Raw genomic sequence first — 9,121 nt, 5'->3', positions numbered from 1 at the left:
AGTCACCTGGACCGGGCAGAGGAAATTTTCCGTCAGGTCTCCGGCGGGGGAGCGGACGTGGAGGCGCGGATTTTTCTGGCCACCCTGCTGCGCAACCGGGGCAGTATCGCGGTCCGCCGGGGCAGGATGGATGAGGCCGTGGAGACTTACGATTTCGCGCTGAGCCTGGTGGACGACGAAGGCGAGGACCGTTTCCGCAGGATCAGGTCCATGCTCTATAACTCGCGGGCTCTGGCGCTGTCCAAGGCGTTCCGGCTGGAGGAAGCGATGGTCTGGCTGCGCAAGGCGCTGGAGATCGCCGTCGCGACCGGCGATTTGAAAACCGAGATCCAGGTGCGGATCAACATGAGCGTGGTCGATAATGACAGCGGGCGCAACGGCAGGGCGCTGGAGACCCTGCGCTCCGAGCACGACCGTCTGGAGATGCTGGTGGGGCCGACCAGGGAGCTGGCCGCGTTGAAATTCAATATCGGCGAGTGCTACATGTTCATGGAGCGCTGCGGGGAGGCCGAGCCGTGGTACCGTCAGGCCCTGGATATCGGCGAGCGGATCGGGTACCTGGAGTTTGTGGTTGGCACACGCTACAACCTGGCCGAGATGCTGCACAGCCTGGGCCGCAGCGAGGCCGCGCTGAAAGTGCTGCTGCCCGCCGACAGGATGGCCCGCAAGGGCGGCTGGGACATGCTGCGGCTGGATATCGACAACCTGCTGGGTGAAATCTACCGGGAGCAGGGCGACTACGCTCATGCACGCAAGTTCCACGACAGTGCGCTGGGTCTGTCCGGATCGCTGGGAGACGTATTCGGCAGGAGCTGGGCGCTGCGCAACGTGGCCTCGGATATTCTCCGCGACCCGGCCTCGGGCGAAGACGAACGAGAGGACTGCGGAAAGATGCTGGCCGAGAGTGTCGAACTGGCCCGCCAGGCGGGTCAGCCGGAGAACCTGATGTTCAGTCTGCGGGCGCTGCTGACATGGAAGATCGAATTCGAATCCGGGAAGCTGAGGGAGGCGCGGCCCCTGTTCACAGAACTCAGGGAAACAGCGGAAAAAGTGGACAGCGCCGCGTTCGGCGAATTCTGCGCTGCGGTGGCGAAGCGGTTCGAGTAGCAGGGGAGGCAGGGCCGGCGGCAGTTGATGGCATTTCCATTGAAAATTTGACGCGGAATACTTATGTTTAAAGTTTAAGTTCCTTGCTTGACGGGTGTTACTCAGGAGAATCAAATTCCTGTCAATTCAGTTGGTAATCCGATGGAGCAATGATGGGACGCGTCGTAATGAAATTCGGCGGGACCAGCGTGGCTACCGCCGAGAGAATCCAGGCAGTGGCCGATATTGTGGCCTCGCGTATCGAGCGCAGGCCGCTGGTGGTTGTGAGCGCGGTGGGAGTCAGCGAAGCCGGTGAGGTTAAAATAACCGACCAGCTCGAAGCAATGGCCGAACTGGCACACGCCCACAAACCGTATCAGGAAAACCTGGACGGGATCAGGGTCAAGCACGAGGAAGTGCTCAGGAAACTGGGCCTGTCGTGGCAGCTTATCAGCCCGGTCTGGAGCAAGCTCAAGGTGGCTCTGAAAAATCTCGACCGTCCCTACGAGGAGTACCTCGACGAGATTTTCAGTTTCGGCGAGCGGCTTTCGAGCAATATCGTGGCCGCCGTGCTGAACGACAGGGGTACGCCCGCGCGCTGCGTGGACGTTGACGAGCTGGATATTATCACCGACGAGAACTTCCAGGACGCGACTGTGTCCGAGGAAAACGAGAAAAAGATTCTCGGCAAGTTCCGCAAGGAGAAGAAGACACTTGTTTTGCCGGGTTTCGTGGGCCACACCGCCGACGGCCGGGTGACCACGCTGGGACGCGGCGGCAGCGACTACACGGCCGCGCTGGTGGGAGCGGCGTTCAAGGCCGGGGAGATCCAGATCTGGACCGACGTAAGCGGGATGCGCAGCGCAGACCCTCGCCTGGTCCCCGACGCCGAGCGGCTGGAAGTTATCAGTTTCGACGAGGCCAAGGAGCTGGCCGCCTTCGGCGCCCGGGTCCTGCATCCCAAAACAATCGAACCGGCGATGCGCAAGAATATCCCGGTGGTGATACTCAACTCGTTCAAGCCCGGTGACGAGGGCACGACGATCCACGCCGAGCATATCAAGCAGAACAAGGTGATCAAGGCGATTGCGCACAAGAGGGGCGTGGACATGCTCAGTATCGAGTCCACGCGTATGCTGGGCGCCAGCGGATACATGGCCCGGATTTTCACCATTTTCGCCACCTACGGGATCGATATCGAGGTGATGGCCACCACCGAGGTCTCGATCTCGATGACGCTCAACCAGAGCAAAAACCTGGACAAGGTGATCGAGGAGTTGAAGGAGTTCGCCAATGTCACCCTGGAGCCGGGCCAGACGATTATCTGTATCGTCGGCGAGGGCATGCGTCACACCCCGGGTGTCTCGGGCCGGGTGTTCAGCACCCTGGGCACCGCGGGCGTGAATGTCGAGATGATCGCCCAGGGCGGCAGCGAGATCAATATCACTTTCCTGGTCGACGACAAGGACGCGGACCGGGCGATCAAGGCGCTCTACTACGCCTGTATCAGCTAACCGTCGGATTACAGTTGAAACACGCAGGGCGGGAGATTTATCCCGCCCTTTTTTTTATCTTGTCTTGCTTGAATCGCCTCCTGATTACGGTTATAATATTGAGAGCGAATCTTAGAGAGTATGACAAATGGTGGATAATAAATACGACTGGGAGACAAGGATGAAACGTCGCAAGTTTATCGGCACACACCTGGCCGCCGCCGCTGGAGCGGCCGTTATCGGGAACGCTCTCGCCGGGCGGGCTGCGGCACAAACGAGTGCTCCGCTGAAAGTCAGCCGGCCCGGCGGCGGAGCGCTGCGGGTAGGCCTGCTGGAACTGGACACCAGCCACGCCGACACGTTCGCCCGGGCAATTGCCGCCGTGGAGGGCGCCGAGCTGGTGGCGATTACCAACCGGGGCATGGTCTACGGACAGGAGCGGACGGATAAGTTCGTGGCCGACTACAAGGTCAAGCAGGTCTGCGATTCACCGGAGCAGATGGTGCCGCTGGTGGACGTGGCGTTTTCGATCGCGGTCAACTGGGAGAGCCATGTCCGCGACGCCGAGCCGTTTATCACCGCTGGTAAGCCGGTTTTTATCGACAAGCCTGTGGTGGGCACCGAGCGCGATGCGCGGAAGCTGCTGGAGTTGAGCGCAAAGTACCGTACGCCGATTTTCGGGGGCAGCACGTACCGCTACGCGCCGAACCTGCCCGCTTTCAAGAAAGAGTTCCAGGCCCGCGACGACCGCGTGAATGTCACTGTCTACGGCCATATCAATTCCCACAGCCGCTACGATATGCTCGACCTGATCTACTACGGGATTCACGGCACCGAACTGGCCCAGGAGGTGATGGGTCCCGGGGCGCTGAGCGTGAACTACGTCGATTTCTACCGCAAACAGCATCTTATCCACGTCCGCTACGACGGCCGTCCGCCGGTGGTGCTCAATCTCGGCTGGGCGCGTAACGAGAACGAGATTGTGCTCCTTACCGACCACGAGCTGGTCAGTTTTGTTCCGGACCACGGCAGCCCCTACCCGGCTATCCTCTCCGGCCTGGCCGGCAGTATCGCCACCCGCCGCGCGGACAAGCCGATCAACGAGCAGGTCGAGGCCTGCCGGATCCTGATCGCCGCGGGCAAGAGCCGTGAGCTGGGCCGTCCCGTGGCCCTGAGCGAGCTGGAGCCGGATGATGGATTCGACGGGGAGGAATTCGCCCTGGAGTATGCCCGCTTTCGCAACCTCCCGCGGGAGGTCACCGGTCCGTGGCGCGGGAACGAACTCTGATTTGAGCGTTATTCATAATTGCCTGAAGCAGGCCGTCGGGAGTCCGGCCTGCTTTTGTTTTATAATCCCGCCAATGCTTTACTTGACAAAGGATTCGGCGTGAGAGTACAATGAAGAGACAGCCGCAATCCTGCCGCTGTATCACGCACTACCGGCGTCCGGGGAGAATTGCTGCCAGCAGACGGTGCTTGCCTCAGTGCATATCGCTTTCCTCTCCGGCGTCCCGGCGTATCTCGACCCAAAAGCAGTCCTTGAGCAGGGAGTCCGCATGAAAGTAAAAAATCTGATGACCCACAACGTGCTCACTGTCACCGGCGATATGTCTATCCGCAAACTGGTGATGCTGCTGGAGCAGAACCGGATCACCGGTGCGCCGGTTGTTGACGGCGACGGGAAACTGATCGGGATTGTCAGCGGCCGCGATATCGTCAAGGCGATCGACCGCCTGATCAGGATCCACATCTCTATCGACGAGCAGCAGGAAGACAAGGGCAAGTACAACTGGGTGGAAGGGATCATGACGGCCGACGTATTCACCTGCGGCGAGGATGACGACGTGCAGCAGGTATTCAACACGATGGTGGAGAAAAAAATCCACAGGCTGCCGGTGGTGAAGGACGGCAAACCGGTGGGCATAATCTCCAGCCAGGACGCCTGTAAGCTGGTCAGCGGCCTCAAAGAACTGAAAATCTGACAGCGGAACTATGCCCGATCACCACGAACAGAACTTCATCGTCCTCTCCGACGGATTCAGCTTTCCGTATTCAAGGGGATTGATGGCCCGCTCGCTGATGCGCGCCGGGTTGGGCAGCGAACAGGCTTACCAGATCGCCAGCCGCATCCAGAGCATGCTGCTCGAAGAGGGCCTCAGCGAGATTCACCGCCGCCAGCTCAAACAGCGCACGCTCAAGCTGATCGAGGATGAACTTGGCGAGCAGGTGGCCGACAGCTATGAGAAATGGAAGCTGCACGGCGAGGCGATCTATGTCAGCGATGGCCAGGAGCAAGAGCCGTTCAGCCGGGGTATCCTGGCCCAGAGCCTGCTGGCCGCGGGCCTGGGTCCCGAGATCGCCCACGAGGTCGCCGAGCGGATGGCGGTCGATTTCAGTGAGCGCGGCGTACAGAAAATCAGCCGCGGCCAACTGCGCCGTCACACCTACAGCAAGCTGCGCAACGATTTCGGCCAGGAGTACGCGCGCCATTACCTTCTCTGGCGGACACTCAAGGGTCCGGACAAGCCGCTGATCCTGCTTTTCAGCGGAGCGACCGGCACCGGCAAATCGTCGCTGGCCGTCGAGATCGCCCACCGCCTTGGTATCACCCGGGTAATCGGCACGGACACGATCCGCGAGATCATGCGCGGGATGATCAGCAGGCAGCTGCTGCCCTCGGTCCACGAATCAAGCTATACCGTCTGGAAAACCCTCGAGCGCCCGTTCGGAGTCAAGGCCGACCCGGTGATCAGCGCGTTCCAGGAGCAGGCACAGCGGGTCAATGTGGGCGTACGGGCAATCATGCGCCGCGCGGTGAAAGAGAACCTGTCGATGATCCTCGAGGGTGTCCACATTCTGCCCTCCAAGTGGCCCGATGAACTGGCCGATGGCTCGATTATCATCCAGATACTGATCTGTACCACCGAGGAGGAAAGTCACCGTAACCGCTTCATCACGCGCGACGAGGAAAATCCGCAGCGAAGTTTGGAGAAGTACCTGGAGAATTTCGAAAGCATCCGCAAAATCCAGGATGCGCTGATTGAGAACTCCGCTGAACAGGAAATTTTTGTGGTCGACAACGTTGATTTCGACGATTCCGTTTACAAGATCATCCGTTTCCTGACCGGGAAAATGGGCGAGCGGGTGGAGATAGACTACAGCCAGTACGAGCTGACGAAGGAGGAAGCCAGGTAATGAGCCGCTCTTCCAATAAGGAACCAAATCAACGCGGGTTCAAGGGGCCGGGCGCCCTGATTATCATGGACGGCTGCGGGATCAGGGAGGAGGAATCCTATAACTGCGCGGCGCTGGCAAGAACCCCGTTTCTCGACGAGCTGCGGGCCAGCAAGTGCGATGTTCCGGGATGCGGGCGTAACGGACGTTTCAGCGACGTCACCAGTTGCACCGAGATTATCGCTGTCGGGCCAAGGGTGGGAATGCCCGAGGGAGCCAAGGGCAGCACGGCGGTGGGACACGAGGTCCTCAGCGGAGTGGACTACGTGCACCCGATGTACCAGCTCGACAGCGCGATCGAGAACGGAGCGATGATCAACCCGGTGATCGACGAGGCGATAGACTACGCCCAGGCCCACGGCAGCGCCGTGCACCTGCTGGGCCTGGTCTCCAATAACAAAGAGCACAGCCACATCTATCACCTCTACTCTATCCTGCGGCGGATTGTCCAGCGCGGCGCCAAAAAGATCGTAATCCATTATTTCTCCGACGGCCGCGGGACCCCGCCCTTCAGCGCGCCGCGCTTCCTGGAAGATTTGCGCACCACGGCCGAAGAAATTATCGGCGACAGGGAGGTCGAGTTCACGGTGGCCACTATCGGCGGGCGGGATATCACGATGAACCGCAGCGCCGAAAGCTGGTACAAGACCGAGGCCACTTTCCGGGCGATTATCGAGGGCCAGGGGCCGCGGCTGGAGGAGCCGGAAGCGGCGCTGAAAAAAGCCTACGACAAGGGCCTGACAGATCAGTATGTCACTCCCACCGTCCTCGGCGACTACAAGGGAGTCGATAACCACGACGTGCTGATCCACTGGAACTTCCGCAAGGACCGCGGCGAATTCCTGATGCGGATGCTGGTGGAGCCGGTCTCGGTCCTCACCGATGAGTTGCGCGACAGCGCCGACGATACCTACAGCGGACTCAAACGGTTCAAGCGCTGGGAGCACCGTCCCGACCTCCAGTACGACACTCTGCACATTGTCGGTCTGGTGGAATACTATCGCGGCATGCATTGCCCGGTGGCGTTCCGCGAAGCGGTGCAGGATATCAGCCTGGGAAAAGTGCTGGCCAATCACAAGATCAGCCAGTACCGGGTCAGCGGGGTGGACAAGGCCAAGGCGCTCACTCTGCTCTCGGGCAACAAGGTCGGCGACCCTCTGCCCGGCGAGGAACGGATCACGATCCCGCTTCCTCCAGAGGTCCGTCGCTACACCAAGGAGTACGACCAGCACAAGGGCGAACCGGGTTACAAGTTCGAACCATACCAGAAATATCCCCGGATCGAGATCGAGGACTTGACCGACAAGGTGGTAGATCTGATCGAGAACGGCGACGAGAACACTGTCCTGCTGGTCAACCTCTGCAACCCGGACATGGTGGGCCATACCGGAGATGTCAGCGCGGGAATCCAGAGTATGATGGCGGTCGATAAGAGCCTGGAGCGGATTATTACCGCGATCCGTGCAAAGGGAGGGTTTGCGATGATCACCGCCGACCACGGCAATATCGAGGAGATGATCACCGCCGACGGCGAGCCGAATACGTTCCACACCGCCAACAAGGTGCCCCTGTTTATAATCGGTCCCAAAACGGCGCCTCTTCGCGACGACGCCACGCTCAGCGACGTGGCACCGACCCTGCTTTCCTTGCTGTTCGGCAAGGAACTCCCCGAGGTGAAAAAAGGGATGGAAGGCAAGCTGATTTTCAGCAACGGAAAGAAGGGCAAGTAGAGCACTCCGGGACAAGAAAAATCGAAACAGGCCCCGGCCCCTACAGGTCGGGGCTTTTTGTTGGCCCGCGCCGGCGGTGAGAACTATATTTTCACTCCGTTAGCACATCCCAACTGGAGACTCGTTGAAGTATTAAACAGGAAGGGGAACAACCATGGATAAAGCAGGCCGTGCCTTATCCGCGGCAGTCATTTTGCTGGCGCTGAGCGTTTGTATCCTGGGAGCCGCTACGTACGACATCCGTGATTTCGGCGCTGCCGGCGACGGTCGGACACTGGACACCGACGCTATCCAGGCCGCGATCAATGCCGCTGCCGGGGCCGGCGGCGGGACAGTCTCTGTGCCCAGGGGCCGCTACCTGACCGGTACGATTTTCCTCAAAAGCAGGATCGAACTGCGCCTGGAGCATGGTTCGGTACTGCTGGCCAGTACGGATATCGCAGACTACCCAGAAGTGATCGCCTCGTTCCGCTCCTACACGGACAACTACGTCCGCCACGCGCTGATCCAGGGTGAGGGACTGCATGAGGTGGCGGTCACAGGCAGCGGCACTATCGATGGGCAGGGGGGAGACGAGAACTGGGATTTCCCAGATTATATCGGCCGGCCGTACATGATCCGGATGGTTTCGTGCAGCAATGTCCGGGTGGAGGGAATAACCCTGCGCAACTCGCCGATGTGGGTCCAGCACTACCTCGACTGCGACTACCTCCAGGTGCGTGGCCTGACAGTAATCAGCCAGGTGAACCGCAACAACGACATGATCGATATCGACTGCTGCCGGAATGTCTGGCTCTCCGACTGCTACGCTGACTGCGAGGACGATGCGATTACGCTCAAGAGCACAGCCGGAGTGATCACCGAGAACGTGTCGATCACCAACTGCGTGCTGCGCACCCAGTGCAACGCAATCAAGATGGGCACCGAGAGCAACGGGGGGTTCCGCAACATCACGATCTCCAACTGCTCGATCAACTCGGATTACACCACGGGCCCTCCCGGATATCTGAACCGCCGCAGCAGGGGTCTTTCCGGAGTGTCGCTGGAACTGGTGGACGGTGGCGTGTTCGAGAACGTGACTATCACCAACCTCGCTATCCGTAACGTCAAAGTGCCCATATTCGTCCGGCTGGGCAACCGCGCACGTCCCTACAAGGAAGGCAACCGGCCGGGCATGGGCACGATGAGGAATATCTTGATCAGCAATATAGTCGCCAGTGATATCGACAGTATCGCCTGCTCGATCACCGGCCTGCCCGGCCACCCGGTACGCAATATCACCCTGCGCGATATCCGGATCACCTACCCCGGAGGCGGCACCGCCGGGCAGGCCGTGCGCGAGGTCCCCGAACATCCGGCAAAATACCCGGAGGGCACTATGTTCGGCATGCTGCCGGCCTGGGGGATCTATTGCCGCCACGTGGAGGGTATCCGCATGGAAGGGATCGATCTCGAGCTGGCGCGGGGGGATGAGCGTCCGGCGCTGGTGTTCGACGACGTGACGGGGCTGGATATCGACGGGTTCAGCGAGCAAAAGCCCGGCGGCGGCGGCGGCCCTGCAGTTGTGATGCGCGGAGT

Annotated in this window: 7 protein-coding genes and 1 pseudogene (2 of these 8 only partly in view); all 8 read left to right on the top strand. The window is 60.2% G+C overall.

The features are described 5' to 3' along the window. Positions 1–163, top strand: a pseudogene (locus FVQ81_10050) (AAA family ATPase); it begins 3,611 nt to the left of the window's first position. Beyond that, a complete protein-coding gene (locus tag FVQ81_10045) occupies positions 58–1,107 on the top strand; it encodes a tetratricopeptide repeat protein (protein MBW7996886.1) in 1,050 nt (349 codons plus the stop codon). The pseudogene FVQ81_10050 and the gene FVQ81_10045 overlap by 106 nt, the downstream one beginning before the upstream one ends. 149 nt (positions 1,108–1,256) lie before the next feature. Next, a complete protein-coding gene (locus tag FVQ81_10040) occupies positions 1,257–2,600 on the top strand; it encodes an aspartate kinase (GenBank protein MBW7996885.1) in 1,344 nt (447 codons plus the stop codon). Between the two features lie 127 nt (positions 2,601–2,727). Next, positions 2,728–3,867: a hypothetical protein gene (locus FVQ81_10035; GenBank protein MBW7996884.1), complete on the top strand. Its 1,140-nt coding sequence runs from the start codon at positions 2,728–2,730 to the stop codon at positions 3,865–3,867. A 268-nt stretch (positions 3,868–4,135) separates the two neighbouring features. Further along, a complete protein-coding gene (locus tag FVQ81_10030) occupies positions 4,136–4,561 on the top strand; it encodes a CBS domain-containing protein (protein MBW7996883.1) in 426 nt (141 codons plus the stop codon). Positions 4,562–4,571: 10 nt separating this feature from the next. Further along, positions 4,572–5,774: a hypothetical protein gene (locus FVQ81_10025; GenBank protein ID MBW7996882.1), complete on the top strand. Its 1,203-nt coding sequence runs from the start codon at positions 4,572–4,574 to the stop codon at positions 5,772–5,774. Further along, positions 5,774–7,543, top strand: coding sequence for a hypothetical protein (locus FVQ81_10020; GenBank protein ID MBW7996881.1), 1,770 nt, complete (start codon positions 5,774–5,776; stop codon positions 7,541–7,543). Before FVQ81_10025 ends, FVQ81_10020 begins: the two co-directional genes overlap by 1 nt. Before the next feature lie 154 nt (positions 7,544–7,697). Beyond that, positions 7,698–9,121 carry the 5' portion of a glycoside hydrolase gene (locus FVQ81_10015; protein MBW7996880.1) on the top strand. The gene runs 166 nt beyond the window's last position, so only the first 1,424 of its 1,590 coding nucleotides appear in the window; the start codon lies at positions 7,698–7,700; the stop codon falls past the right edge of the window.

The organism is Candidatus Glassbacteria bacterium, from assembly GCA_019456185.1.
Lineage (GTDB): Bacteria > Gemmatimonadota > Glassbacteria > GWA2-58-10 > GWA2-58-10 > JAJRTS01.
The sequence above is the reverse complement of the archived record's forward strand: the minus strand, read 5'-3'. Positions and strand labels throughout refer to the sequence as shown.